This is a genomic window from Paracoccus sp. R86501 (assembly GCF_042466435.1).
Classification (GTDB): domain Bacteria; phylum Pseudomonadota; class Alphaproteobacteria; order Rhodobacterales; family Rhodobacteraceae; genus Paracoccus.
Map to the genome: position 1 here is coordinate 2,090,966 of NZ_JAXHPZ010000001.1, position 24,276 is coordinate 2,115,241.

Annotated in this window: 26 protein-coding genes; 12 read left to right on the plus strand and 14 right to left on the minus strand. The window is 65.1% G+C overall.

Annotated elements, in window-relative coordinates; all coding sequences use genetic code 11:
- Nucleotides 1-44: 44 nt before the first annotated feature.
- From SJY40_RS10135 to recR, 3 genes are read left to right on the plus strand one after another with little or no spacing between them, the layout of a single operon-like run.
- Nucleotides 45-1,829, plus strand: a complete 1,785-nt coding sequence (locus SJY40_RS10135) for a DNA polymerase III subunit gamma/tau (RefSeq protein WP_378945818.1) — start codon at nt 45-47, stop codon at nt 1,827-1,829.
- Nucleotides 1,830-1,832: 3 nt separating this feature from the next.
- Nucleotides 1,833-2,177 (plus strand): YbaB/EbfC family nucleoid-associated protein, encoded by a 345-nt coding sequence (locus SJY40_RS10140; protein WP_378945821.1) that lies wholly within the window; start codon nt 1,833-1,835, stop codon nt 2,175-2,177.
- Between the two features lie 3 nt (nt 2,178-2,180).
- Nucleotides 2,181-2,780 carry a recombination mediator RecR gene (gene recR / locus SJY40_RS10145; RefSeq protein ID WP_378945823.1) on the plus strand — a complete coding sequence of 200 codons (600 nt, stop codon included), beginning with the start codon at nt 2,181-2,183 and terminating at the stop codon, nt 2,778-2,780.
- Nucleotides 2,781-2,859: 79 nt separating this feature from the next.
- Here the strand turns inward: recR and SJY40_RS10150 are convergent, their stop codons facing one another.
- The 4 genes from SJY40_RS10150 to SJY40_RS10165 form a co-directional block, all read right to left on the minus strand.
- Complete coding sequence (locus SJY40_RS10150; protein ID WP_378945826.1) at nt 2,860-3,312, minus strand: Hsp20 family protein; 453 nt, start codon at nt 3,310-3,312, stop codon at nt 2,860-2,862.
- Between the two features lie 116 nt (nt 3,313-3,428).
- Nucleotides 3,429-4,724 (minus strand): glycolate oxidase subunit GlcF, encoded by a 1,296-nt coding sequence (gene glcF, locus SJY40_RS10155; protein ID WP_378945828.1) that lies wholly within the window; start codon nt 4,722-4,724, stop codon nt 3,429-3,431.
- Entirely contained in the window at nt 4,724-5,758 is a 1,035-nt protein-coding gene (locus SJY40_RS10160; protein WP_378945831.1) for an FAD-binding protein, read from the minus strand. Before SJY40_RS10160 ends, glcF begins: the two co-directional genes overlap by 1 nt.
- Complete coding sequence (locus tag SJY40_RS10165) at nt 5,748-7,208, minus strand: FAD-linked oxidase C-terminal domain-containing protein (protein WP_378948376.1); 1,461 nt, start codon at nt 7,206-7,208, stop codon at nt 5,748-5,750. The genes SJY40_RS10160 and SJY40_RS10165 overlap by 11 nt, the downstream gene beginning before the upstream one ends.
- Before the next feature lie 95 nt (nt 7,209-7,303).
- Here SJY40_RS10165 and SJY40_RS10170 point away from each other — a divergent pair, with 95 nt between their 5' ends.
- A complete protein-coding gene (locus SJY40_RS10170) occupies nt 7,304-8,068 on the plus strand; it encodes a DUF599 domain-containing protein (protein ID WP_378945834.1) in 765 nt (254 codons plus the stop codon).
- Here the strand turns inward: SJY40_RS10170 and SJY40_RS10175 are convergent.
- Complete coding sequence (locus SJY40_RS10175; protein WP_378945837.1) at nt 7,986-9,173, minus strand: MFS transporter; 1,188 nt, start codon at nt 9,171-9,173, stop codon at nt 7,986-7,988. The genes SJY40_RS10170 and SJY40_RS10175 overlap by 83 nt on opposite strands.
- 106 nt (nt 9,174-9,279) lie before the next feature.
- A complete protein-coding gene (locus tag SJY40_RS10180) occupies nt 9,280-9,678 on the minus strand; it encodes a hypothetical protein (RefSeq protein WP_378945839.1) in 399 nt (132 codons plus the stop codon).
- Nucleotides 9,679-9,734: 56 nt separating this feature from the next.
- On the opposite strand from SJY40_RS10180, the gene SJY40_RS10185 reads away from it, so the two are divergent.
- Nucleotides 9,735-10,517, plus strand: a complete 783-nt coding sequence (locus SJY40_RS10185; protein WP_378945842.1) for an alpha/beta fold hydrolase — start codon at nt 9,735-9,737, stop codon at nt 10,515-10,517.
- Here the strand turns inward: SJY40_RS10185 and SJY40_RS10190 are convergent.
- The 4 genes from SJY40_RS10190 to SJY40_RS10205 form a co-directional block, all read right to left on the minus strand.
- Nucleotides 10,514-10,819 (minus strand): hypothetical protein, encoded by a 306-nt coding sequence (locus tag SJY40_RS10190; protein WP_378945844.1) that lies wholly within the window; start codon nt 10,817-10,819, stop codon nt 10,514-10,516. The two genes, SJY40_RS10185 and SJY40_RS10190, sit on opposite strands and share 4 nt — an antisense overlap.
- A gap of 35 nt (nt 10,820-10,854) precedes the next feature.
- Nucleotides 10,855-11,229 carry a cell division protein ZapA gene (locus SJY40_RS10195; RefSeq protein ID WP_378945847.1) on the minus strand — a complete coding sequence of 125 codons (375 nt, stop codon included), beginning with the start codon at nt 11,227-11,229 and terminating at the stop codon, nt 10,855-10,857.
- 1 nt (nt 11,230) lies between these two features.
- Nucleotides 11,231-11,743 (minus strand): hypothetical protein, encoded by a 513-nt coding sequence (locus SJY40_RS10200; protein WP_378945850.1) that lies wholly within the window; start codon nt 11,741-11,743, stop codon nt 11,231-11,233.
- Nucleotides 11,744-11,837: 94 nt separating this feature from the next.
- Nucleotides 11,838-13,604 (minus strand): BCCT family transporter, encoded by a 1,767-nt coding sequence (locus SJY40_RS10205; protein ID WP_378945851.1) that lies wholly within the window; start codon nt 13,602-13,604, stop codon nt 11,838-11,840.
- Between the two features lie 204 nt (nt 13,605-13,808).
- Between SJY40_RS10205 and SJY40_RS10210 the strand changes: the two genes are divergently transcribed.
- Genes SJY40_RS10210 through hisH form a run of 4 tightly spaced genes read left to right on the plus strand, consistent with a single transcriptional unit; the run spans nt 13,809 to nt 17,076 of the window.
- Nucleotides 13,809-14,465 (plus strand): potassium channel family protein, encoded by a 657-nt coding sequence (locus SJY40_RS10210; protein ID WP_378945854.1) that lies wholly within the window; start codon nt 13,809-13,811, stop codon nt 14,463-14,465.
- Nucleotides 14,462-15,814, plus strand: coding sequence for a TrkH family potassium uptake protein (locus tag SJY40_RS10215; protein WP_378945856.1), 1,353 nt, complete (start codon nt 14,462-14,464; stop codon nt 15,812-15,814). The genes SJY40_RS10210 and SJY40_RS10215 overlap by 4 nt, the downstream gene beginning before the upstream one ends.
- Before the next feature lie 45 nt (nt 15,815-15,859).
- On the plus strand, nt 15,860-16,447 hold the full coding sequence (gene hisB / locus SJY40_RS10220; protein ID WP_378945859.1) for an imidazoleglycerol-phosphate dehydratase HisB: 588 nt from the start codon (nt 15,860-15,862) through the stop codon (nt 16,445-16,447).
- Entirely contained in the window at nt 16,447-17,076 is a 630-nt protein-coding gene (gene hisH, locus SJY40_RS10225; RefSeq protein WP_378945862.1) for an imidazole glycerol phosphate synthase subunit HisH, read from the plus strand. The genes hisB and hisH overlap by 1 nt, the downstream gene beginning before the upstream one ends.
- A 78-nt stretch (nt 17,077-17,154) precedes the next feature.
- Here hisH and SJY40_RS10230 read toward each other — a convergent pair whose 3' ends face one another.
- Complete coding sequence (locus SJY40_RS10230; protein ID WP_378945865.1) at nt 17,155-18,060, minus strand: aminotransferase class IV; 906 nt, start codon at nt 18,058-18,060, stop codon at nt 17,155-17,157.
- A gap of 120 nt (nt 18,061-18,180) precedes the next feature.
- Between SJY40_RS10230 and ade the strand changes: the two genes are divergently transcribed.
- On the plus strand, nt 18,181-19,878 hold the full coding sequence (gene ade, locus SJY40_RS10235; RefSeq protein WP_378945868.1) for an adenine deaminase: 1,698 nt from the start codon (nt 18,181-18,183) through the stop codon (nt 19,876-19,878).
- Here the strand turns inward: ade and SJY40_RS10240 are convergent, their stop codons facing one another.
- A complete protein-coding gene (locus tag SJY40_RS10240; RefSeq protein ID WP_378945870.1) occupies nt 19,879-20,460 on the minus strand; it encodes a (d)CMP kinase in 582 nt (193 codons plus the stop codon).
- Between the two features lie 199 nt (nt 20,461-20,659).
- Here SJY40_RS10240 and SJY40_RS10245 point away from each other — a divergent pair, with 199 nt between their 5' ends.
- The gene (locus SJY40_RS10245) at nt 20,660-21,424 is read left to right on the plus strand and encodes a helix-turn-helix transcriptional regulator (protein WP_378945873.1); all 765 of its coding nucleotides are present in this window, start codon (nt 20,660-20,662) and stop codon (nt 21,422-21,424) included.
- 195 nt (nt 21,425-21,619) lie between these two features.
- Here SJY40_RS10245 and tsf read toward each other — a convergent pair whose 3' ends face one another.
- Together tsf and rpsB are read right to left on the minus strand one after the other, a co-directional pair.
- On the minus strand, nt 21,620-22,498 hold the full coding sequence (tsf, locus tag SJY40_RS10250) for a translation elongation factor Ts (RefSeq protein WP_378945876.1): 879 nt from the start codon (nt 22,496-22,498) through the stop codon (nt 21,620-21,622).
- An 82-nt stretch (nt 22,499-22,580) separates the two neighbouring features.
- Nucleotides 22,581-23,348: a 30S ribosomal protein S2 gene (gene rpsB, locus SJY40_RS10255; RefSeq protein ID WP_378945878.1), complete on the minus strand. Its 768-nt coding sequence runs from the start codon at nt 23,346-23,348 to the stop codon at nt 22,581-22,583.
- 277 nt (nt 23,349-23,625) lie between these two features.
- Here rpsB and eda point away from each other — a divergent pair, with 277 nt between their 5' ends.
- On the plus strand, nt 23,626-24,270 hold the full coding sequence (eda, locus tag SJY40_RS10260) for a bifunctional 4-hydroxy-2-oxoglutarate aldolase/2-dehydro-3-deoxy-phosphogluconate aldolase (RefSeq protein ID WP_378945881.1): 645 nt from the start codon (nt 23,626-23,628) through the stop codon (nt 24,268-24,270).
- Nucleotides 24,271-24,276 lie beyond the last annotated feature (6 nt).

A 24,276-nucleotide genomic window follows, 5' to 3' on the forward strand; every position in this document is an offset into this window, starting at 1 on the left:
CAGATGGGACGCGCCGCTAAGGTGGCGCGACGCCCGGGGGATCGATGACCGACACGACAAACGCATATCAGGTTCTGGCCCGCAAATACCGGCCCGAGACGTTCGCCGATCTTGTCGGTCAGGACGCGATGGTGCGCACGCTGAAGAACGCCTTTGCCGCCGATCGCATCGCACAGGCCTTCATCATGACCGGCATCCGCGGGACCGGTAAGACCACCACAGCACGGATCATCGCCAAGGGCATGAACTGTATCGGCCCCGACGGCGAAGGCGGCCCAACGACCGAACCTTGCGGCACCTGCGAACATTGCGTGGCCATCAGCGAAGGCCGCCATGTTAACGTGATGGAGATGGACGCCGCATCCCGCACCGGCGTCGGCGACATCCGCGAGATCATCGAATCGGTGCATTACCGCGCGGCCTCGGCCCGCTATAAGATCTATATCATCGATGAGGTTCACATGCTGTCCACCAGCGCGTTCAACGCGCTGCTGAAGACGCTTGAGGAACCGCCCCCGCACGTCAAATTCATCTTTGCCACCACGGAAATTCGCAAGGTTCCGGTGACGGTCCTGTCGCGCTGCCAACGCTTCGATCTGCGCCGGATCGAGCCCGAGGTGATGATCGATCTGCTGAAGCGCATCGCAGGCGCGGAAAACGCCCAGATCAACGACGACGCGCTGGCGCTGATCACCCGCGCGGCCGAAGGCTCGGCCCGTGACGCGACCAGTCTGCTGGACCAGTCTATCAGCCACGGCGCGGGGGAAACCACCGCCGATCAGGTCCGCGCCATGCTGGGTCTGGCCGACCGTGGCCGCGTCATCGACCTGTTCCAGATGATCCTGCGCGGCGACGCGGCGGGTGCGCTGACCGAACTGCAATCGCAATATGCCGACGGCGCCGATCCGGTTGCCGTGCTGCGCGATCTGGCCGAGATCACGCATTGGATTTCGGTCGTGAAGATCACACCGGATGCGCTGGACGACCCGACCATTTCCCCCGACGAACGCGCCCGCGGCAAGGAGCTGTCGGAAAACCTGCCGATGCGGGTCCTGTCGCGCATGTGGCAGATGCTGCTGAAAGCGTTAGAGGAAGTCTCTGCTGCCCCGAACGCCATGATGGCGGCGGAAATGGCGATCATCCGCCTGACCCATGTCGCCGACCTACCCGACCCCGAGGCGCTGATCCGCCGCGTCCAGCAGGCCCAGAATGCCGGCGAATTCGCCCGCGGCCCCGCCGTTCAGGGACAGGTGCCAGACCACGCCCCGCAGGCCATGCGCCGCGCGCGACCCGCCCCCGTGGTCCAGCCGTCCGGTGCGGCGACCGCGCTGGCCGTGTCGCCCGACGTGCTGCAAGGCTATCCGGATTTCGAATCGGTCTTGGAACTGATCCGCCGCATGCGTGACATGACCCTGCTGGTCATGGTCGAACGCCATGTCGCGCTGGTGAAATACAGCCCGGGCCGGATCGAGTTCGAACCGCGGCTGGACCCGCCGCGCGAACTGGCGCAGCGTCTGGCCGAACGCCTGCGCGGATGGACCGGCGGTCAGCGTTGGGCCGTGACCGTCACCAATTCCGGCGGCGCCCCCACCATCGCGGAAACCCGCGCGGCCGAGGCCAAGGCCGCCCGCGACCGCGCGCTGGCCCTGCCTATCGTTCAACAAGTCATGGCCGCCTTTCCGGGCGCGACCCTGACCAATATCACCCGCGCCGCCCCGCCCCCGACCGTGGTCGAGGATCTGGCCGAAGGCGCAGCAAATCCCCATGATGCAACCCAAGGCCCCGTGGCCGAAGTTGAAGAATGGGATCCATTCGAAGATGAGGACTAAGATATGATCAAGGGTTTGGGCGGCATTGGCGATATGGCCAAGATGATGAAAGCCGCCAAGGAGATGCAGGAGAAAATGGCGCAGATGCAGGAAGACCTGTCCAGCGTCACCGTCACCGGCGAATCCGGCGCGGGTCTGGTCAAGGCGTCCTGCACCGTCAAAGGCGAACTGACCGCGCTGGAAATCGATCCCTCGATCTTCGTGCCGTCCGAAAAAGAGGTCGTCGAGGATCTGATCCTTGCCGCCATCAAGGAAGCGCAGCGCGCCGCCGAAGAAAAGATGCAGGCCGAAATGGGCAAGATGACCGAAGGTCTGGGCCTGCCCGCCGGCATGAAGATGCCCTTCTGATCCATGGCTCAGGGCAGCGACGACATTCAGGCGCTGATCGCGCTGATGGCGCGGCTGCCCGGGCTTGGGCCACGCTCGGCCCGGCGCATCGTGCTGCAACTGGTGCGCAAGCGCAGCCAGCACATGACGCAACTGGCGCAGCTGCTAGACCGTGTTGCAATAAATTCCCGTGAATGCACCATTTGCGGGAACATCACCGACCGCGATGAATGCGCCATTTGCACCGATCCCGCCCGCGCTACTGGCGAAATCTGCGTCGTGCAGGATGTGGCCGACCTATGGGCGCTGGAACGCGGTCAGGCCTTCAAGGGCCGCTATCATGTGCTGGGGGGAACCCTGTCAGCGCTGGATGAAATCGGCCCCGATGAGCTGGGCATACCAGCGCTGATCGCCCGGATTCACGGCGAAAACATCTCCGAGGTGATCCTGGCGCTGAACGCGACGGTCGATGGCCAGACGACTGCGCATTATATCGCCGACGCGCTGGTGGACAGCGACATCTCGGTCACCGGCTTGGCCCAGGGCGTGCCCATCGGCGGGGAGTTGGACTATCTGGATGACGGCACGATCAGCGCCGCCCTGCGCGCCAGACGGCGCCTTTAGACAAGACGCCGCCCGACATCGGCGGAACGCGAACGGGGGTCCGGGGGCAGTCAGCCCCCGGCCGTCGCGGGACGCAGGATCAGGCGTCCAGTTTCTCGATCTTGGTTGCGGTCTTGGCGATCTCGATCCGGCGGGGTTTCAGCGCCTCGGGGATCTCGCGCACCAGATCAATGTGCAGCATGCCGTCCAGATGGCTGGCACCCTCGACGCGGACATGATCGGCCAGCGTGAACTTGCGTTCGAACGCACGGGTGGCGATGCCGCGATGCAGATAGGTGCGGGTCTCATCCTCATCCGCCTTGCGGGCGGACACGATGACCGAGCCGTCACGGACCTCGACATTCAGATCGTCGGCACCGAAACCGGCCACGGCGACGGAAATGCGATAGGCATCCTCGCCAGTCTTTTCGATATTATAGGGCGGATAGGTCGGGGCTGCCACATCGGCAGACAGGGTCCGGTCCATCACGTCGGCCAGTCGGTCAAAACCGATCGAGGCGCGATAAAGCGGGGTCAGGTCAAAGTTACGCATAGGTCACATCCTTACGTCAAAGCGATGTCAACATTTGCCCCCCGTATGCCGGGCGGGCAGATACCGACGCCATCATGGCCGCCGGTACTGCTGATCTAGGATCGCCCCGACGCCGTTCAAGACCCTAATGACGCAGGTTTTGGCCCGCCTGTTGCCCAGTCCAACAGTTCGACCGTGTGGACGACCGGAATCGCGGTGCCACCACCGATCTGCATCATGCAGCCGATGTTTCCCGCGGCGATGACCTGCGGTTCAAGCACCTGCAACGATGCAACCTTTCGCGACTTCAACTGGGCCGACAGTTCGGGCTGCAACAGGTTGTAGGTCCCCGCCGATCCACAGCACAGATGCGGATCGGTCGGCTCGACCACCTGAAAGCCCGCGCGGGTCAGCAGATCCTTGGGGGTCGATTTGATCTGCTGGCCATGCTGCAACGAACAGGCGGAATGATAGGCCACCCGCATCCCCTGCCCCGCTGGCGCGACAGTATCCGGCAGACCAAGCTGGTCCAGAAACTCGGTAACGTCGCGGGCCAGACCGGCGACACGGCGGGCGTCATCCTCCATCAGGTCGCCTGCGAACAGATGCCCGTAATCCTTGATGGTCGTCCCGCACCCCGAGGTGTTGATAACGATGGCATCCAACGCCCCTTCGACCTCGGCTGCCAGCAGACGGGCGATGCTGTCACGTGCCCGTTCGCGCGCGTCGTTTTCCTGCCCCATATGCAGGGTCAGCGCGCCGCAGCAGCCGAATTGCGGCGGGATCACCACCTGACATCCCGCGCGGCGCAACAGCCGGATGGTAGCATCGTTGATATCGGTGTTCAGGGCCCGCTGCGCGCAGCCGATCATCAGAACGACGCGGGCGCGCTGTGGGCCGATGGCCTGAAATGTCTGGCCCGTATCGTTGCGGCTGACGGCAGGCACCTTGGCGGGCGCCATATCCAGCATTGCCCGCAGCCGTGCATCAGGCATCAGCCGTTTGAAGGGCCGCGCCAGCTTCGCCCCCGTCAGCGCCAGCCGGAACCGCCCCGGATAGGGGATCACCGATTTCAGCAGCCAGCGCAGCGCGCGGTCGCGCCAGGGGCGGCGATAGGTCGCCTCGATATGGCTGCGGGCGTGATCGACCAGATGGGCGTAATTCACCCCTGATGGACATGTCGTCATGCAGCTGAGGCAACTGAGGCAGCGGTCGATATGCTTGACCGTCTTTTCATCCGCCGGGCGACCCGATTCCAGCATGTCCTTGATAAGGTAGATGCGCCCCCGCGGGCTGTCCAATTCATCGCCCAACACTTGATAGGTCGGGCAGGTCGCCGTGCAGAACCCGCAATGCACACAGCTGCGCAGGATGGCATTGGAATGTGCCGTGGCCGGATCGGACAGCTGCTCTGGCGTGAAACTGGTCTGCATCAGCTGTTCCCCTGAAATATGCCACGCGGATCGAAACGCGCGCGCAGATCGTCCTGCAGGCGCGCGGTGACGGGATCAGGGGGTGGCAGGATCTGCCCCGCTGCGCCCGTGATCCGTCGCGCGTTCCCTGAAAAACGCGGCAATTCCGGGGACTGCCCCACGGGCATCACGACGTGGATCAGCGCGCCGCCCCACTCAAGCGACAGCGGCGCGGGCAGCTGCGCCAGCAGGGTCGGTGTCTCGGACGGACGGCAGATGATGCGCCACAGATCGCCGTCCGGTGAGGGCCGCGCCGTCTGCACCCAAGGGTGATCGGGCAATTGCGAAACCTGCCCGAATGCCGGCAGCCGTTGACCCAGATCCGTTGCGCGACTGGCGACCGAGGCCTGCAGCCCCTCCAGCCGGAACAGCGCCCCGTGGTCGGGCGTCCAGCGCGCGGCACTGACATCGAATGGGCCGCCAAGGGCCGTCGAAAACGCCGCGATCGCCGTCACGGGATCAAGGTCGCGCATCTGCAATGTTTCAGTGACCTGCGGAATGGGGGTGGTGCGGAAGGCCAGTTCGGTCAGGACGCCCAGCTGGCCACGGCTGCCCGCCATCAGCTTGACCAGATCGTATCCGGTCACGTTCTTCATCACCCGCCCGCCGTTGCGGGCGATCTGCCCCTGTCCGTCCACGAAACGCACGCCGATCAGCGCATCGCGCGCCGCCCCCGACAGGACCCGCCGCGGCCCTGAGGCATTGGTCGCTGCCACCCCGCCGATGGTCGAACCGGGCAGATCATCGGGTTCGAACCCCAGCATCTGCCCTTCGGCGGCCAAGGCGTCCTGAACGGTGCGCAAGGGGGTGCCCGCGCGGACCACCAGTGTCAGTGCCTCGGGTTCGTAAAGCGTGATGCCGGTCATTGCCGTCATGTCCAGCCGCGCACCCTGCCCTTCGCCGGGCCACAGCCGCGTGCCGCCCCCCATGACCGACAACGGGCCGGTTGCGTCACGGATCAGGGCGGCAAGTTCGTCTTCGGTTTCAGGCCGCATCGGGTGCCTTGCTGTTCAGGCGGCGGTCGCGGCGCGGGGCCGAGACGTCCAGGGGAAAGACCTTGGCCGCGTTCAGCAGCCAATGCGGATCAAAGGCATCCTTGACGCGCATCTGCGCCTCCAGATCGGGGGGATCGAACTGCGCACTCATCAGGTCGCGCTTTTCGATGCCGACGCCATGTTCACCGGTCAGACAGCCGCCGACCTGCACGCACAGGCGCAGGATGTCGGCGCCAAGCGCCTCGGCCCGGTCCAGATCGCCGGGCGCGTTCGCATCATAGATGATCAGCGGGTGCATATTGCCGTCGCCCGCGTGAAAGACGTTTGCGACGGCCAGCCCGTATTGCCGCGACAGATCGCCGATGCCAGCCAGCACCTTGGGCAGCGCCGTTACGGGGATCGTGCCGTCCAGACAGATGTAATCGCCCATCTGCCCCATCGCCCCGAAGGCCGACTTGCGGCCCAGCCAGATGCGGCGGGATTCATCCTCGGACCGGCTTTCGCGGAATTCGACGGGATCGAAGCGCATGGCGATGTCACGGATCAGCGCCAGCTGTTCGTCGATTTCCGGGGCGGTGCCCTCGACCTCGACGATCAGCAGCGCCTCGGCGTCGGGATAGCCGGCATGGGCATGTGCCTCGGTCGCGCGGATGCAGGGGCTGTCCATGAATTCGATGGCCACGGGGATGATGCCCGCACGGATGATGGCCGCAACGCAGGCCCCTGCGGTTTCGCTGCTGTCGAAACCGATCAGCACGGGACGCGCGCCCGCCGGACGGGGCAGGATGCGCAGGGTCGCCTCGGTCACGATGCCCATCTGGCCCTCGGACCCGCAGATCACCCCCAGCAGGTCCAGACCACCGCTTTCGCCCATCGGCCCGCCCAGTTCGACCACGCTGCCATCCATCAGGACCATGGTGACGCCCAGCAGGTTGTTGGTCGTCACCCCGTATTTCAGGCAATGCGCCCCGCCCGAATTCATGGCGATATTGCCGCCGATCGCGCAGGCCAACTGGCTGGAGGGGTCGGGCGCATAGAAAAACCCAATGCCTTCCACCGCGGCCGATACCGACAGGTTGGTGCGCCCCGCCTGCACGCGGATCAGGCGGTCCTGAGACGACACCTCAAGCACCTCCGTCATGCGCGACAGCCCGATCACCACCGCATCCGCCGTGGGCATGGACCCGCCCGCAAGGCTGGTCCCCGCCCCGCGCGGCACCACCGGCACGCGCAATTCGTGGCAGATCGCCAGCAGGCGCGACACCTGCTGCGTGGTTTCGGGCAGCACCACCGCCAAGGGCGCGCAGCGATAGGCCGACAGCGCATCGCATTCATAGGCGCGGGTTTCTGCCGGATCGTCGATGACGGCACCGGGCAAGGCGGCCTGCAGCCTTGCGACAATGTCGCCCCGCCGTGCCATCACCGATGCATTGGGTATGGGCATTTGCATCATGGCCGGTCCTCCCCTACCTGCCTGTTCGATTTTGACGATAGGAGCCTGTCCGGGGGCTTTCAAGCGCCGTGACCTCGTCCTAAGGTCGCGGCATGAACCCCATCGACCTGATCATCACCCATCCCCCGGCGCTGCCCGACCTTCTGGCGCTGATCCTGTTGTTCACGGCCTGGTTCGGCATCGGCTGGTTCACCGAACGACCGCCTGCCGGGATCCCGTCGGTATCGGTGCTGATGACGCGGTTCCGCCGTGAATGGATGCGCCAGTTCGTCGAACGCGACCCGCGCATCTTCGACGGCAACATCCTGTCCAGCCTGCGCGAAGGCACGGCCTTTTTCGCATCGGCCTGCATGATCGCCACGGGCGGCCTGCTGGCGCTGATCGGCAACGCCGAACGCCTGCGCGGCATTGCCGCCGAATTCGAGTTCGACCCCACCGCCGAGACAGGCTGGGAATTGCGCCTGCTGGTGACGATGTTCTTCATCGTCAACGCCTTCCTGAAGTTCGTCTGGGCGCACCGGCTGTTCGGCTATTGCGCGGTGCTGATGGCATCGGTGCCCAATCAGCCCGACCATCCCGATGCGATGGACCGCGCGATGCAGGCGGGCGATCTGAACATCACCGCCGCCCGCAGCTTCAACGCAGGTTTGCGCAGCGTCTATTTCGCCCTTGGCTCGCTTGGATGGCTGGCGGGGTCATGGGGGCTGCTGGCGGGAACCGCCATTGTGCTGTGGGTGACATGGAGGCGCGAATTCGCCTCCACCTCGCGGCAGGTCATCCTGCGGTCGCTGCCGCCGCCTGTGCTCTCCGGCCGTGACGCAGCGCCAGCGTCCAGGCAACAGCCCCCGCAATCGTAAGCAGCACGCCAACGATCCCCGGCGCACGCCAGCCCCAGCCCGCCGTCAGCGCCAGCCCCGCAAGGAAGGGCCCAAGCGCGTTGGCGGCGTTGAAAGCCGCGTGGTTCATGGCGGCGGCCATGCTTTGCGCCGATCCGGCGACATCCATCAGCCGGGTCTGCAGCGGGATGACCAGACCCGCGCCCGCCGCGATCAGGAAGGACGACAGCACCATCAGCGGCCAGTTGCCCACCGCCAGCGCGGCAAAGCCCTGCGTCAACGCCATCGCCAGCAGGCTGACATAGGCGGCGCGGTCGATGCCAAGCGCCTCGGTCATGCGGCCCGCGCCCCAGGTGCCAAGCGTGCCGCCGACGCCAAAGACCGCCAGCGTCAACGGAACCACATAGGCAGGAGCATCGGTCGTCGCCAGAATCGCCGCCGTCAGGAAGGCATAGACCGAAAACAGCCCGCCGAAGCCGATGGCACCGACGGCCAGCACCCAGAGAACGCGGGGATTGCGCAGCGCCTGCAGTTCATCCCAAGGGCGCGCATCGGGGTTGCCGCCCACGCGCGGTGCAAAGCGCAGAATTGCCCAGGCCGAAGCCAACGCCAGCACACCCGGCAGCGCAAAGCCCCACCGCCAGCCGATGCTTTGACCCATCCAGCCCGCCAGCGGCACGCCGATGACATTGGCGATGGTCAGGCCCAGCAGCACCCGCGCAGCGCCCCGTGCCCGTTGTCCCGGTGGCAGCGCATCGGCGGCATAAAGCATCGCCACCCCCAGGAAACCGCCATGCGGCAGACCGGCAAGGAAGCGCATGCCCGTCAGGCTGGCCAGCCCCGGCATGATCGCCGCCAGCATGTTCACCAGTCCATAAAAGGCCATCAGCGCCGCCAGATACCGCCGCCGCGGCAGCTTGGCCCCAAGGATCGAGGTCAGCGGTGCGCCGACCACCACGCCAAGCGCATAGGCGCTGATGACATGGCCCGCCTGCGGGTCCGACAGGCCCAGATCCGAGGCGAAGAAGGGCAACAGCCCCATCGCCGCGAACTCTGACGTGCCGATGGCGAATGCGCCAAGCGACAGCGACAGGATCGCCGCGCGGAATTCTGATTTCTGGGTCATCGGACAGTCCTGCGCGCGATTGGGTTTCAACGCCACGAAACAGCTTGGGCGGGCTTTGGCAAGACGCGGGCTGCGAAGGTCAGGGTTGCACCACGTGCATGTGCCCTCAGAGCATCCCCCGACGCACCATCACCCACAGCGCGACGCCCCCCAGCACCAGCAACCCCAGCACCACCGAGGCCGCAAAGCCGATCGCCCGCCCCTGCCAGCGTGAAATCTCGCCCAAGGGGCGCAGATGGGCAACCAGCGCCGCGTGGTCGCGGGCGACATCATCCAGCGACAGCTGTCGCGCGACCTTGGGCTGGGCGGACATGCGGCCCGCCTCGGCCAGACGTGCTGCGCGACGACGCAGTCCCGCAGGCAGGGCGCCGCCCCGGCGGCGCATCATCTGCACCAGCGGCGGGCGTTCGCCCCGGCGCGCACCGCCAAAGCGGGATGCCATCAGGACAGCGACCTCATCGGCCATGTCGGGGATATCTTCGAAACTGCTGGGCGTTCGGGTCATGGCGCGCAGAATAGACGGGATGGAAGCCACGCGCCAGACGCTCTAGGATGCATCGCATGAAGCTGCATCACGAAATCATCGGGCCCGACGGCGGCCCACCCGTCCTACTGGTCCACGGCCTTTATGGGCAGGGTCGCAACCTTGGCGCGCAGGCCCGCAGGCTGGCCGCCACCCGTCGCGTCGTCACCATCGATCTGCGCAATCACGGCGACAGCCCGCATGACCCCGACGCAAGCTATGCCGCGCTGGCGGGCGATCTGGCGCAGCTGATCCGTGATCTGGGCGGCCGCGTCAACCTGGTTGGCCATTCGATGGGCGGCAAGGCCGCGATGATGCTGGCGCTGACCCATCCGCAGATGGTTCGCAGGCTGGCGATCATGGACATCGCGCCCACCGCCTATGCTCACGACCAGACCCGATACATCGACGCGATGCAGGGGCTGGACCTGTCGCGGATCGACCGACGCAGCCAGGCCGATGCCGCGCTGACCGAATCGGTCCCCGAGGCCGGAATCCGCGCCTTCCTGTTGCAGAACCTTGATCTGAAATCCGATCCGCACGGCTGGAAGCTGAACCTGAACGCACTGCGCGAATACATGCCGCAGATCGTCGGATGGCCCGACGACCTGCCTGCGGGCGATTTCAGCGGCAAGGTCATGGCCCTGCGCGGCGCCCTTTCCGATTACGTCACCGACGCCGGAGAGGACGCCCTGCGCCATCACTTCCCGCAGGTGCGCATCGTGACGCTGAAAAACGCGAGCCATTGGCTGCATGCCGATGCCCCCGAGGCGGTGTCAGAGACGCTGGCTGCATTTCTGGGTGACGGAACCGGCGATTAATCGCGGCAGCGCAAATCGACGCGGACGACGGCGGATGCCGCGTGGGCCTGCGTCGTCATGCTGGCCGGAATGACCTGACAGCCGGTCGCCTGTTCGGCGGCGCGGACCATTTGCATCGGAAGATCGTCCCGATCCTTGCGCGACACACGGTCCAGCCGGATGATCTGGGCTTCGGTATCGCGTTGGAAGACCGCGAATCGCAGTCCGTCCATGGTCACATCACGGCGCGCGGCCCCCATGAAATCGACCGAGGGAGAGGCACAGCCCGCAAGGGCAAGGAAAAGAGGAAGAATCAGGCGCATTCCCGAAGAATGGCCTGAAACTGCTTAACGCTTCGTTAAGATGCGGGCTCGCCGCTGCGCTGTTCTTCCAGACGGTCGGCCAGCGATTCCGCCCGGGCGGCCATTTCGGCCATTGCCTCTTTCAGATCATCGGGGATGACCGGAACCTCGACCCGCGGCGGGTTCGACTGCAAGCGCGCCGCAAGACGCTCGGCCTTTTCGGCCCGATCCTCGAGCGAGGAAAAGCGATCGGCCAGCATCAGCCCCGCCAGCAGCAGCAGGCGCGGCTCGGGCACGCGGCCCGCCTGTTCCAGGATCTGGCGCGCCTCGCCGTCCAGAATAGCGGCGGCGCGCTTCAGCAGGTTTTCCTCGCCGTCCTGGGCACCGACGCGGTATTCCTTGTGTCCGATGGTGAATTCGACCTCGGCCATGTCAGATCCCTTCTTGGGTTGGTGCGGGTTCGAGGTTCTGTTCCGGGGTCTGCGGATCGCTCAGCAGACGTTCCAGCTCGGCCATGATCTCGGCCATCTGGGCGATCTCGGCCTGACGGGCGGCGCGCAGAGCCTTGACCTCGGCTTCCAAGGCGTCGCGAACCTCATCGGCCCCGATGCCGCCGGTTTCCTGCGCCTCGATCAGATTGCGGTTGGCATTGGCCAATTCATCGTTGGCAGCAGCCATTTCCGCATTGCGCTGCGTGGCTTCATCCAGCTGCCGACGCGTTTCGTCCATGTCCTGCGACGGCTGGGGCTGTTCCCGTTCCGGCTGAACCGCGCCGGCCTGTTGCAGGCGTTCGTTTTCGCCCTGCAGCTGTTCCAGCTGGCGGGTCAGGTCACGGATCTGACCGGCATCTTCACTGGAAGCGGGTGCGGGCTGGCTGTCCAGCAACTGGTCCAGACGGTCAAGCGCGGCGCTGAGCCGGCGTTCGCTGGCAGAGATATCGCTCATGTGCGTCGGTCCTTTGGTGTCATTCCAACGGTTTTCGCACCCCGAGGGCGATAAGACAAGAACGGGCAGGAAAACCCTGCCCGTTCCTTGTGCATCATTTCAGTTCGCGCTTTTCGGCCTGCAGGCCTTTGACAAGGGCATAGCAGGCCCCCAGCAGCACGATGGTGAAGGGGAAGCCGGTCGAAACCGCCATGGCCTGCGCCGCCGCAAGCCCCCCGCCCAGCATCAGGGCGATGGCAACCAGCCCCTCGATGCTGACCCAGAAGATCCGCTGCGGGACGGGCGCGTTGACCTTGCCGCCTGCCGCGATCGTGTCGATCACCAGCGATCCCGAATCCGATGAGGTCACGAAGAACACGATGACCAGCACGATACCGACAAAGCTGGTGATGGCCGACAGGGGCAGCTGACCCAGCATCTCGAACAGTTTCAGTTCAAGCGCCGCATCGGTGATGCCTGCGAAACCACCCAAGGTTTCGTCGATGGCCGTGCCACCAAGCGCCGTCATCCACAGGACCGAGATGACCGAAGGCACGATCAGCACCGCGATCAGGAACTGGCGCACGGTCCGACCGCGCGACACGCGGGCGATGAACATGCCGACGAAGGGTGACCAGCTGATCCACCAAGCCCAGTAGAAGGCCGTCCAGCCCTGACGGAAGTTGTCATCCGTACGACCGAAGGGGTTCGACAGCGGGATCAGTTCCTGCGCATAGGCGCCCAGATTGCCGAAGAAGCCGGTGAAGATGGCGATGGTCGGGCCGACGATGATGACGAAGACCAGCAGGATGATGGCCAGGATCATGTTCAACTCGGACAGGCGCTTGACGCCTTTTTCCACGCCCAGCACGACCGAAGCGCCAGCCACCATGGTGATCAGCACGATCAGCACAATCTTGGTGGTGTTGCCGTCCGACAGGCCGAACAGGTGGTTCAGACCGGCGGTCGCCTGCTCGGCACCCAGACCAAGCGAGGTCGCCAGACCGAAGATCGTCGCCAGCACGGCGGTGATGTCAACGACATGCCCCGGCCAGCCCCAAATGCGTTCGCCGAAGATCGGATAGAAGACCGAGCGCAGGGTCAGCGGCAGACCCTTGTTATAGGCGAACAGCCCCAGCGCCAGCGCGACCACGGCATAGATCGCCCAAGGGTGCAGACCCCAGTGGAAGATTGTTGCGGCCATGCCCAGACGGCGCGCGGCCTCGGGGTCGTCCAAGGCGGCACCCAGGGGCGCCCAATCGGTGCGGATGCCGTTTTCGACCACCTGACCGCCAAGCGCGGCCTGGAAGTGTCCCAGCGGCTCGCTGACGCCATAGAACATCAGACCGATGCCCATGCCGGCGGCGAACAGCATCGCGAACCAGCCCGTCAGGCTGAAGTCCGGCGTCGCATCGGGGCCGCCCAGACGGACGGAACCCAGCGGCAGCACGATCAGCACAAGGCACAGCAGCACGAAGATGTTGCCGGCCATCATGAAGAACCAGTCCAGATTGCCCGTCATCGCATCACGCAGGCCCTCGAAGACCGGCTGCAGTTGCGTCGGGAAGATCATGGTCACGACGGTGAAGGCCACCACGGCCAACGCCGAGATGCCGAAGACCGGGTTGTGGACGTCGAAGGCGAAGGGTGCGCGCCCTTCGATGTTGTCCTGGCCGATGGTGTAATCCGTCTCGATGATCTCGGTCGGACCTTCGGGTTCGGGGATCGGCTCGGCGCCCTCCTCAGTCTGGTCCTGCTGGACGGGCTCGGGGGCGGGTTTCGGCTTTTCACGGTCAAGCCGCCCCTGCAGGGCGTCGCGTTCGCGCGCCAGATCGCGGGGCGTCCCCTTTGATCCGGGGGGTTTCGGAGGTGTCTGTGACATCTGTCCCTTTCTGATTATCTTCGATCGGGTGGAGGTCCTTGGACCCTTGGCGGGTTTCCGCCATATGACTTTTGTTTTCTCACAATCTCATGAGAATGACCACCAGACAGCAAAGGTTCCCCGCCGGTCCCCCCAAAAGATCGCTTGACCTTGGCCTGCGCAAAGCTACAGCATCCGCGGGTTTTGCCATCTCACGGGGATCTCATGGGCAAGGTAAGTCGCAGTTTCGTCGTCATCGGGCTGGGTGCATTCGGCAGCGTCGTGGCCGCGGAACTGGCGCGTTTCGGCAACCAGGTGCTGGGCGTCGACAAGGACCCCCGCCGCGTCGCGGCTCTTGCCGAACAACTGCCCGCCACCGTCATTCTGGACGCCACCGACGAAGGCGCCCTGCGCGAGGCGGGGGTCGACCGTTATGACGTGGGGCTGGTGTCCATCGGCAACGATCTGGAAAGCAACGTCATCGCGGCCATGAACCTGCGCCTGATCGGCGTTGGCCATATCTGGGCCAAGGCCGACAGCCGCACGCATCACCGCATCCTGTCCAAGATCGGCGCGGATCGCGTCATCATGCCGGGGCTGGAGATGGGCCGCCACACCGCGCAGATGCTGAACAACCCCGCCGTTCAGGACTATGTCAGTCTGGGCAACGGGTTTTCGGTCGTTAACCTGATGATCCCCCAGCATCTGGCCGGTCGCAAGCTGTCCGACCTGCATGCCGGACCGGGGGTCCAGATGCTGGGCATGATGCGCGGCACCGAATATCGCTGTGTCAAATCCGACGATCCGGTCCTGCAAACCAACGACCGCCTGCTGTTGCTGGGCAAGCGTGTCGATCTGACGAATTTCGGCGATAAGCTGTGAAACGCCCCCGGGCCCCCCAGCGCGCGCTGCGTCGCTGGCTGTCACGCACTCCACCCCCTGCCGTTCTGGCGGTCGGCTATCTGACGCTGATCGTGGTCGGCGGGCTGCTGCTGATGCTGCCGCCCATGGCACGTGCGCCGATCACGCTAATGGACGCGCTGTTCACCTCGACATCGGCCGTGACGGTGACGGGCCTTGCGGTGGTCGATACCGAACTGACCTTCACCTTCTGGGGCGAGCTGATCATCGCCTGCCTTGTGCAGCTGGGCGGGCTGGGCCTGATGACCTTCGCCGTCTTGCTGTGGTCGATGCTGGGCCTGCCCATGAGCATCACGCAAGGCAACTACCTGCGCGAGGATCTGAACCAGACCTCCTATGTCCGGCTGACGCGACTGGTCTGGACCATCCTGCGCATCGTCATCATGGCCGAGGTCGCAGGCGCCATGCTGCTGTGCCTGTCCTTCATGCCGCGCCACGGGCTGGCGCAGGGGCTGTGGCACGCGATCTTCCATTCCGTCTCGGCCTTCAACAACGCGGGGTTTTCGACATTCTCGGCGGGGCTGACGGATTACGCGCTGGACCCCGTTGTGAACACGGTCATCCCGGCGTTGTTCATTGCGGGGGGCATCGGCTATGTCGTCATCGCTGATATCTGGCGCAAGCCGGTGTGGCGCGGCTGGTCGCTGCATACGCGGATGATGATGATCGGCACGGCGGTGCTGATCGCGGGCGGCGTCGGCATGACCGCATTCCTTGAATGGAACAACCCCCGCACGCTGGGCCAGTTCGACAGCACCACCGCACGCCTGACGGTGGCGTGGTTCCAAGGCGTCACGACGCGGACGGCGGGCTTCAATTCGACCGACATCGGCGGGCTGCATGATTCGACCTCGCTGATGTATATGGTGCTGATGGTGATCGGCGCGGGCCCGACATCGACGGCGGGCGGACTGAAGGTCACGACGGTCTTCGTCATGCTGCTGGCCGCAGTGGCCTTCCTGCGCCGCCGGACCGAAGTGACGGCCTTCGGGCGGTCAATCCCCTTGGGCGACGTGCTGAAGGTCATGGCGCTGATGACCATCGCATCGGGCGTGATCCTGACGGCGATCTTTGCGCTGCTGATCAGCCATGACGGCGAATTCGTCAACATCGCCTTCGAGGTTTCCTCGGCCTTCGGCACCACCGGCCTGTCGCGCGGCTATACCGGGCAGCTGTCGGACTTCGGGCGCCTCGTCATTATGGTGGTGATGTTCCTGGGCCGTGTTGGTCCGCTGACGCTTGGTTTCTTCCTTGCCACCCGCACGACGCCACGGGTGCGCTATCCCGCCGGTCAGGTTCACCTTGGCTGACCGCCCCGCAGGGCCTATAAGGCCCGCGCGACGAAAGGACATCCCATGCGCCAAGCGACGATCACCCGCAATACCGCCGAAACGCAGATCGAGGTGACACTGAACCTCGACGGTATCGGCACCTACGACAACCAGACCGGCGTGGGCTTCTTCGATCACATGCTGGACCAGCTGTCGCGCCATTCGCTGATCGACATGACCATCCGCGCCACGGGCGATCTGCACATCGACGACCACCACACGGTCGAGGATACGGGCATCGCCATCGGTCAGGCGCTGGTCGCGGCGCTTGGCGACAAAAAGGGCATCCGCCGCTACGGCAACTTCCTGCTGGCGATGGACGATTCGCTGGTGCGCGCTGCGCTGGACCTGTCGGCCCGCCCGTTCCTTGTCTGGAACGTCGATTTCCCATCGGAAAAGATCGGCAGTTTCGACACCGAACTGGTGCGCGAGTTCTTCCAGGCGCTGTCCACCCATGGCGGCATCACCCTGCACGTCGACCGCCTGCACGGGCTGAACAGTCACCACATCGCCGAGGCTGCCTTCAAATCCGTCGCCCGCGCCCTGCGCGAAGCGGTGGAACCCGACCCCCGCATGGCCGGCGTCCTGCCCTCGACCAAGGGCGCGCTGTGATGCGGGTCGCATTGGTCGATTACGACAGCGGCAACCTGCATTCGGCGGAAAAGGCCTTCCAGCTGATGGGCCGCGACGCTGGCGCTGATGTCATCGTCACCTCGGACCCCGAGGTGGCGGCCCGCGCCGACCGCATCGTGCTGCCCGGCGACGGCGCCTTCCCTGCCTGCCGCACCGCCCTGGGCGAGGTCAACGGCATGGCCGAGGCCATCCAGGACGCCGTCATCAACCGCGGCATCCCCTTCATGGGCATCTGCGTCGGCATGCAGATGCTGGCGACCACCGGGCATGAATACCGCCCCACCCCCGGCCTCGGCTGGATCGGCGGTCAGGTCCAAGCCATCGCCGCCCCCGGCCTGAAGGTCCCGCACATGGGCTGGAACGATCTGGTCATCGACCACCCCCACCCCGTGCTTGACGGCATCACCACCGGCGATCACGCCTATTTCGTCCACAGCTGGCAATTCGAGGTCGCCGATCCGGCGCATCGCCTGGCCCATGTGGAATACGGCGGTCCGGTCACGGCGGTCGTCGGGCGCGACAACATCATCGGCACCCAGTTCCACCCCGAAAAGTCGCAACAGATCGGCCTGCGCCTGATCGCCAACTTCCTGCGCTGGAACCCCTAAGGGCGTCTCGGTTGCCGCAAATACCCTCGGGGGAGTCCGGCCCCGGCCGGATGGGGGCGGAAGCCCCCCACCCCGACCTCAGCCGCTGACGTAATCCCCGTAAAGCGCTGCGACCCGCGCCGTCACCGGCCCGCCGACGCCGCCACGCATGGCGCGCCCGTCGATGCTGGCCACCGGCGTGATGCCCCCCAGCGTGCCGGTGACAAAAGCCTCATCCGCGCCATAGGTCTGCGCCAGCGTAAAGTTCCCCTCGCGCAGCACCCCGCCCGCCTGCCGCCACAACCGCATCACCGTCGCCCGGGTGATCCCGTTGAAACAGCACGCCCCGTCCGAGGTCCAAAGTTCATCCCCGCGCGCAATGAAGAAGTTGGTCGAATTGCAGCTGGCGACAAAACCGCGGTCGTCCAGCATCAGCGCCTCATCCGCACCCATGCCGATCGCCTGGTTCAGCGCCTGGATGAAGTTCAGCCGGCTGTGCGAATTCAGCCGCAGGTCGAAGACATCCGGCGTCGAACAGCGGATGGCCGAGGTCATCAGCCGCAGCCCCCGCGCCTTCAGCGCCGCATTGGGTTGCTTGTATTCCGCCAGGATCACCACCGTCGCCCCACCGACCGTGAAACGCGGGTCCTGATTGATCGTCGTTTTGACCCCGCGCGTCACCATCAGGCGGATATGGGCGCCATCCTGCATCCCGTTGGCCGCCAGCAGCTCCATGACGCAGCCGGTCAGCGCCGTACGATCCATGCCGATATCGAGGCTGATGGAATGTGCGCCCTCGTACAGACGGTCCAGATGCGCATCCAGCGACAGGATACGCCCGCGCACCAGCCGCAGCCCTTCCCAAACGCCGTCGCCCAGACCAAAGCCCGCATCGAAGATCGACACCCGTGCCTGATCGCGCGGCACAAGCTGGCCGTTCACATGCACCAACACCCGATCGTTGCGGTCGTCATGGGCATAGCTCTGGGCGCTGGCGTTCGACATGGGTAACCTCCCTGCTTGAGGGTCGCAGGCAACCACGCGCCCCGCCCAAGGGCAAGCACCTCTGGACGCCACCCCCGCTTTGCTGTCATGTGGCGCACCAAAAATGATCGGAGCGGCAGAATGGACCAGTTTGAACGGCGGATTGCACAGGCACGCGGCGACATGCCGGCCGATCTGGTCCTGCGCGGCGGTCAGGTCTTCGACCTGGTGACGGGAGCAATGATCGGCGGCGATGTCGCGATCTGCGGCGACCGGATTGTGGGCATCGGCGCCAGCTATGAGGCTGAACGCATCATCGACGTCACCGGCCTGACGCTGGTGCCGGGCTTCATCGACACGCATCTGCACGTCGAAAGCAGCCTCGTAACACCGTTCGAGTTCGACCGCTGCGTCACGCCCCGCGGCGTCACCACCGCCATCTGCGACCCGCATGAGATCGCCAATGTCATCGGTCTGGATGGCATCCGCTATTTCCAGGCCGCATCCGAACATCTGCTGATGGACCTGCGGGTGCAGCTGTCCTCCTGCGTGCCCTCGACCGATATGGAGACCTCGGGCGCGGAAATTCTGGCGGATGACATCGCCCGCGTCATGGGCCACCCCTCGGCCATCGGTCTGGCCGAGTTCATGAACTACCCCGGTGTCATCCACCGCGATCCGGCGGCGATGGACAAGCTGCGCCTGTTCGAGGGCGGCCATATCGACGGCCACTGCCCGCAGCTGTCGGGGCGCGATCTGAACGCCTATATCGCCGCCGGCATCCGGACCGAGCATGAGGCAACCACCGCCGACGAAGCGCTGGAAAAGCTGCGCAAGGGCATGCGCGTGCTGATCCGCGAAGGCTCGGTCAGCAAGGATCTGGACGCGCTGCAGCCCATCCTGACGCCCGCCACCAGCGCCTATCTGTGCCTGTGCACCGATGACCGCAATCCGCTGGATATTGGCGAACACGGGCATCTGGACTACATGATCCGCCGCCTGATTTCACTGGGGACCGAACCCCTTGCCGCCTATCGCGCCGCCAGCCTCTCCGCCGCCGAGGCTTTCGGCCTGAAGGATCGCGGGCTGATCGCGCCGGGCCTGCGCGCCGATATCGTCGCCATCGACAGCCTTGAAGGCTGCAACGCGCAACTGGTCCTGACGGCGGGCCGCGTCGTCGATGATGCTGCCTTCGCCGCACGTGGCCATGTCGCCCCGGTCGCACGGCAGTCGGTCAAAGCCCCGCAGGTCGCCGCGCAGGATTTCCGCTATACCGGCAACCGCACGGAAACGCCGGTGATCGGCATCCTTGAAGGCAAGATCATCACCGAACATCTGACCATCGATATCGACCCGCAGGACGGCGACAAGCGCCCCGATCCGGCGCGCGACCTGATGCGGATCGCGGTGATCGAGCGGCACGGCAGGAACGGCAATATCGCCACGGGCTTCGTAAAGGGCTTCGGCATTGCGCGCGGGGCCATCGCCTCGACCGTCTGCCACGACCACCACAATATCGCCGTGGTGGGGGCCGATTACGCCGACATGGCGCTGGCGGCGAACCGCCTCTCCGAAATCGAGGGCGGCTTCGTCGTTGCCCTGAACGGCCAGATCATCGCCGAGCTACCCCTGCCCGTCGCCGGCCTGATGAGCCTTGAAAGCTTCGAGGATGTCCGTGACCGTCTGGTCGTCCTGCGCGACGCCGCCCGCAGTCTGGATGTGACGCTGGAGGAACCCTTCCTGCAGCTGGCCTTCCTGGCCCTGCCGGTGATCCCCGCGTTGAAGATCACCGATCGCGGCATGGTGGATGTCACGAAATTTGAGATCATCGCCCGCTGATCAGCGGGCCTTGGCGACCGCCTGAATGGCCTGTTCGATCGCCTGCTGGACGCTCAGCGTGCTGGTATCCAGCACGACGGCATCATCGGCAGGACGCAAGGGGGCGGTGGCACGTTCGCTGTCGCGCCGATCGCGTTCCTGCAATTGCGCCAGCATCTCGGCCGGATCGGCGCCCAGTTCCGCGGCCCGCCGTTCCGCCCGCACCCGGTCCGAAGCGACGACGTAAAGCTTCACCTGCGCATGCGGGCAGATCACCGTGCCGATGTCGCGCCCGTCCAGAACCGCACCCGGTTCCTGCGCGGCGAAACGGTGCTGGAACTCGACCAGCGCGGCACGAACCTGGGGGATGGCGGCAATGCGGCTGGCGGCCTGCCCCGCCTCGGCGCTGCGCAGATCGGGGCTGGCAAGGTCATCCGCGCAAAGCCCCTGCGCCGCCAGCACCGGATCGCCGCCCTTGGCACCCGTGGCGCGATACAGCAACCCCGTGTCCAAGTGGTGAAAGCCAAAATGCGATGACAGGGCCCGGGCGATCGTTCCCTTCCCCGAGGCGGCAGGTCCATCGATGGCGATGATGAAGGGCATGGCGGTTCTTCCGGTCTGACGTGAATGAGGTCGGCAACCCTTGGCATATTCCCCCCCGGAAGGTCCAGCATCCGCTGTCCGTGGACCAACGCGGGCATTTACCTTGTTTGACATATTAAATATTCGAAACAGATTAAGCTTGGAATATGCATGCAATTGATTCTCAATATAACGAGAGCATTTTTACAGTACCGGTTTCATGAACGATTTTATCAAAGCCATCGTCGACAGCAAAGACGTCGCCAATGTTCGCGATACATTCCTGCAAGCGACGCAGCAGGCGGGCTTTGCCCATGCCTTCTATGCGGGGCGCTTTTCGCTGAGTGTGCCGCGGTCCATCATGCGCGACGTGCCCGTCACCTTCAACAACCTGCCCGCCGACCTGCTGGAACAGAATGAAGGGCTCTACGGTATCAACCGTGATGCCTGGGTGGAATGGGTGCTGCAGAATGACGGCGACATCAATGCGGCCCAGCTGATCGCACAGGTCGGCGCCGACAGGACGCCATCGCTGGCGATGGCGGCGCGCAACGGCATGCAGGCGGTGCAGTTGCTGAGCCTGCGCAACATCGTCACCCACAGCGTCGGGGCGATCATGTTGGTGCCGGGGCGTGATCTGGACGAAGACCATCTTGCGCAGCTGTGGGAACGGCACGGTGCCGATATGTGGCTGTTGGCGCGGACGGTGCATATGCGCGTGGCGACGCTGCCGCGCGATCATGGCATCACGACCCTGACCTCCCGCCAGCGCGAGGTTCTGGGCTGGCGGTCTGCAGGCAAGACCGTCAGTGAGATCGGCACCATCCTTGGCATCACCCCCGCCACGGTCGAAAAGCACATGCGCCTTGCGCGCGAGGCGCTTGGCGTGGACACGACCCCGCAGGCGGTGCTCAAGGCGCATGTGACCGATCAGCTGTTCCACCCGGCCTATTATCCGATGACCATGCACCTGCCGTCAGGGTAAGGTTTTCCACCGTTTCATCTTGGCCCCGACTTGGGTCACATCATCCGGTTCCGTGAGTGGTGGCACGCAAGTGTCAGGAACAGGCGGCGCCCGATCGGGTTGCCTTGGTCGGCGCCGTCCCAGAATATTCCAGACCGCAACGAAAAATGCCGGCCCCAAAGGACCGGCATTTGTTTTTTCGAAAGAAATCGAAGATCAGGCGCCGCTGAGGGTCTTGGCGACCTCGGCTGCGAAATCTTCTTCCTTCTTCTCGATGCCTTCGCCGACGGCGACGCGGGCAAAGCCGGTGATCGTCGCGCCGGCTTCCTTAGCAGCTTCCGCCACGGTCAGATCCGGGTTGATGACGAACTTCTGGCCGGTCAGCGTGACCTCTTCGAAGAACTTCTTCATGCGGCCTTCGATCATCTTCTCGATGACGGCCTCGGGCTTGCCGGATTCGCGTGCCTGCTCGGTCAGGACCTGCTTTTCACGCTCGACCAGGGCCTGGTCCAGATCGGCTTCGCCAAGCGATGCGGGCGCGGTGGCCGCGACGTGCATGGCGATCTGACGACCGATGTCCTCGTTGCCGCCTTCCAGACCGACCAGAACGCCGATCTTGCCCATGCCGTCAGCGACAGCATTGTGGACATAGTTGACGACCAGCGGTGCGTTCACGACGACCATACGGCGCAGGGTCATGTTTTCGCCGATCTTGGCGATGGCGTCGGTCAGGATTTCCGAAACCGGCTTGCCGTCGATCTGCTCGTTCTGCAGTTCCTCGACCGTGTCCACGTTCAGCGCGGCATGCGCGATCTTGCGGACCATGTTCTGGAATTCTTCGTTCTTGCCAACGAAATCGGTTTCCGAGTTCACCTCTACGGCGACGCCCTTGCCATCCTTGACGGCGACGGCGACCAGGCCCTCGGCGGCAACGCGGCCCGATTTCTTGGCGGCCTTGGCCAGACCCTTGGTGCGCAGCCAGTCGATCGACGCCTGCATGTCGCCGTCGTTCTCGGTCAGCGCCTTCTTGGCGTCCATCATGCCTGCGCCCGTGGTTTCGCGCAGCTCTTTCACCATCGCAGCGGTGATTGCCATGTTCATCTCCTTGTGATCAACGCGTCAGGCGGGGCATACCCCCGCCTGACGACAATTCCATGAAATCGCGGATCCCTGCGGATCAGGCTTCGGCGGCTGCTTCGTCCAGCATTTCCTCGGGCGCTTCTTCCAGCGAACCAAGGTCGACGCCAGCGGCGCCCATCTGTGCCGACATGCCGTCCAGAGCGGCGCGGCTGACCAGATCGCAATACAGCGAGATGGCGCGTGCAGCGTCGTCGTTGCCCGGGATGATATAGTCCACGCCTTCGGGCGAGCAGTTGCTGTCGACCACGGCGACGACCGGGATGCCAAGCTTCTTGGCTTCCAGGATGGCCAGGTCTTCCTTGTTGACGTCGATGACGAACAGCAGGTCGGGAAGGCCGCCCATGTCGCGGATGCCGCCCAGGCTGGCTTGCAGCTTGGTCTGCTCACGCTCGAGCTGCAGACGCTCTTTCTTGGTCAGGCCTTCGGCGCCGCCGCCCATGGTCTCGTCGATCGCCTTCAGACGATTGATCGACTGGCTGACGGTCTTCCAGTTGGTCAGCGTGCCGCCCAGCCAACGGTGGTTCATGTAGAACTGAGCCGACTTTTCAGCGGCTTCGGCGATCGACTTCTGTGCCTGGCGCTTGGTGCCGACGAACAGAACGCGGCCGCCTTTTGCGACGGTGTCACGGACGACCTGCAGGGCAGCGTCCAACATCGGCAGCGTCTGCGTCAGATCCATGATGTGGATGCCGTTGCGATCGCCATAGATGTATTCACCCATGCGGGGGTTCCAGCGCTGCGTCTGGTGACCGTAGTGCACGCCAGCTTCAAGAAGCTGACGCAGCGAGAATTCGGGAAGCGCCATGAGGAGTTCCTTTCCGGTTTGCGCCTTGGCAGGGGATCAAGGGGCGGATGCCCCAACCGGTGGACCTTTGCGGATGTTCCCGCAATGGCCCGCCCCTGCCTGTGAAGTGAGCGCGCATTAGCCCCTGCCCCGTCCGATTGCAAGGGGATTCACACCCCGCGCTGTGGCTTCGGGGACGATAGCGGTAACATCACGCCCCTCGTGCTGTCTGTTTCGCTTGCATCAAGGGGGCCGCGGGTTCAGGTTCGGGCCCAAATCAACATATCGAAGGTGCGCCATGACCCCCGAAATCCAGTCGCAGAAAACCCGTGCCCTGTGCCAACTGGCCCCCGTCGTTCCGGTGATCGTCATCAAGGACGCCGCCCATGCCGCCGATCTGGCCCGCGCGCTGGTCTCCGGCGGTCTGCCCGTGCTGGAGGTGACCCTGCGGTCCGACGCCGCGCTGGATTCGATCCGCGCCATGAGCCGCATCGAAGGCGGCCATGTCGGTGCCGGCACCGTGCTGACCCCCGATGACGCCAAGCGCGCCAAGGATGCCGGCGCCAGCTTTGCCGTCGCCCCGGGCCTGACCGACCAGCTGATCCAGGCCTGCGCCGATCTTGACCTGCCGCTGCTGCCGGGTGCCGTCACCGCATCCGAGGTGATGCGCGCGTCCGACGCGGGCTTCGACATGCTGAAGTTCTTCCCGGCCGAGGCTGTCGGCGGTGCCCCCGCGCTGAAATCGCTGGCAGGTCCCCTGCCCAAGGTCAGCTTCTGCCCCACGGGCGGCGTCTCGCCCCAGAACGCCAACAGCTATCTGTCGCTGCCCAACGTGATCTGCGTCGGCGGCAGCTGGATCGTGACCGACGCCGATGTCGCCGCAGGCAACTGGCAGGCGATCGAGGATCGCGCCCGCACCGCAGCCGCCCTTCCGCGCGGCTGACCCGGG

Coding starts and splice junctions, on each gene's coding strand:
- eda (WP_378945881.1), top strand. CDS start 23,626: ATGACCCCCGAAATCCAGTCGCAGAAAACCCGTGCCCTGTGCCAACTG.
- hisB (WP_378945859.1), top strand. CDS start 15,860: ATGCGCCAAGCGACGATCACCCGCAATACCGCCGAAACGCAGATCGAG.
- SJY40_RS10165 (WP_378948376.1), bottom strand. CDS start 7,208: ATGCAAATGCCCATACCCAATGCATCGGTGATGGCACGGCGGGGCGAC.
- SJY40_RS10210 (WP_378945854.1), top strand. CDS start 13,809: ATGGGCAAGGTAAGTCGCAGTTTCGTCGTCATCGGGCTGGGTGCATTC.
- SJY40_RS10175 (WP_378945837.1), bottom strand. CDS start 9,173: ATGACCCAGAAATCAGAATTCCGCGCGGCGATCCTGTCGCTGTCGCTT.
- SJY40_RS10160 (WP_378945831.1), bottom strand. CDS start 5,758: ATGCGGCCTGAAACCGAAGACGAACTTGCCGCCCTGATCCGTGACGCA.
- SJY40_RS10190 (WP_378945844.1), bottom strand. CDS start 10,819: ATGCGCCTGATTCTTCCTCTTTTCCTTGCCCTTGCGGGCTGTGCCTCT.
- SJY40_RS10195 (WP_378945847.1), bottom strand. CDS start 11,229: ATGGCCGAGGTCGAATTCACCATCGGACACAAGGAATACCGCGTCGGT.
- glcF (WP_378945828.1), bottom strand. CDS start 4,724: ATGCAGACCAGTTTCACGCCAGAGCAGCTGTCCGATCCGGCCACGGCA.
- tsf (WP_378945876.1), bottom strand. CDS start 22,498: ATGGCAATCACCGCTGCGATGGTGAAAGAGCTGCGCGAAACCACGGGC.
- SJY40_RS10170 (WP_378945834.1), top strand. CDS start 7,304: ATGAACCCCATCGACCTGATCATCACCCATCCCCCGGCGCTGCCCGAC.
- recR (WP_378945823.1), top strand. CDS start 2,181: ATGGCTCAGGGCAGCGACGACATTCAGGCGCTGATCGCGCTGATGGCG.
- hisH (WP_378945862.1), top strand. CDS start 16,447: ATGCGGGTCGCATTGGTCGATTACGACAGCGGCAACCTGCATTCGGCG.
- SJY40_RS10140 (WP_378945821.1), top strand. CDS start 1,833: ATGATCAAGGGTTTGGGCGGCATTGGCGATATGGCCAAGATGATGAAA.
- SJY40_RS10185 (WP_378945842.1), top strand. CDS start 9,735: ATGAAGCTGCATCACGAAATCATCGGGCCCGACGGCGGCCCACCCGTC.
- SJY40_RS10245 (WP_378945873.1), top strand. CDS start 20,660: ATGAACGATTTTATCAAAGCCATCGTCGACAGCAAAGACGTCGCCAAT.
- SJY40_RS10200 (WP_378945850.1), bottom strand. CDS start 11,743: ATGAGCGATATCTCTGCCAGCGAACGCCGGCTCAGCGCCGCGCTTGAC.
- SJY40_RS10135 (WP_378945818.1), top strand. CDS start 45: ATGACCGACACGACAAACGCATATCAGGTTCTGGCCCGCAAATACCGG.
- ade (WP_378945868.1), top strand. CDS start 18,181: ATGGACCAGTTTGAACGGCGGATTGCACAGGCACGCGGCGACATGCCG.
- SJY40_RS10205 (WP_378945851.1), bottom strand. CDS start 13,604: ATGTCACAGACACCTCCGAAACCCCCCGGATCAAAGGGGACGCCCCGC.
- SJY40_RS10230 (WP_378945865.1), bottom strand. CDS start 18,060: ATGTCGAACGCCAGCGCCCAGAGCTATGCCCATGACGACCGCAACGAT.
- SJY40_RS10150 (WP_378945826.1), bottom strand. CDS start 3,312: ATGCGTAACTTTGACCTGACCCCGCTTTATCGCGCCTCGATCGGTTTT.
- SJY40_RS10180 (WP_378945839.1), bottom strand. CDS start 9,678: ATGACCCGAACGCCCAGCAGTTTCGAAGATATCCCCGACATGGCCGAT.
- rpsB (WP_378945878.1), bottom strand. CDS start 23,348: ATGGCGCTTCCCGAATTCTCGCTGCGTCAGCTTCTTGAAGCTGGCGTG.
- SJY40_RS10240 (WP_378945870.1), bottom strand. CDS start 20,460: ATGCCCTTCATCATCGCCATCGATGGACCTGCCGCCTCGGGGAAGGGA.